Below are 335 nucleotides of genomic sequence, written 5' to 3'. Positions count from 1 at the left end.
CCGCTGTCGCAGTTCCGCTGATGGATAGATCTGGGCGGATCGTAGCGGCAATGAATGTCGCGGGACATATCCATCGGAATTCTCGCGAGAAGATGCTTACCGAAAATCTACCCGTCCTTCAATTCGCTGCCAACGACATCAACCTCGCGTTAGCGTCGCGTGACGTACTTTAGAGGTTCTGGTGCAAATGAGAGTGCGGACAATTTAAGCTCGCGGTTTAGCGAGTGGGTGGCGAGGACCGGCTAACGGCGTGTCGTCGCATTTTTCCCGGCGCTCCCGGTAACCCTTCTCCCCAAAGCGGTCACAGCACGTTGGCTTAACGCACGTGCGCAAAG

At 56.1% G+C, this 335-nt stretch carries 1 protein-coding gene; it reads left to right on the top strand.

Features of this window, described 5'->3' with window-relative positions; translation table 11 throughout:
• Positions 1–173 (top strand): IclR family transcriptional regulator C-terminal domain-containing protein (locus SB771_RS33780; protein ID WP_410721889.1); only part of this gene is annotated, 173 nt, incomplete at its 5' end.
• Between the last annotated feature and the right edge of the window lie 162 nt (positions 174–335).

The organism is Burkholderia sp. SIMBA_051 (assembly GCF_046534915.1).
Lineage (GTDB): Bacteria > Pseudomonadota > Gammaproteobacteria > Burkholderiales > Burkholderiaceae > Burkholderia > Burkholderia ambifaria.
Note: the sequence above shows the minus strand (reverse complement) of the source record. Positions and strands in the feature narration are given on the sequence as shown.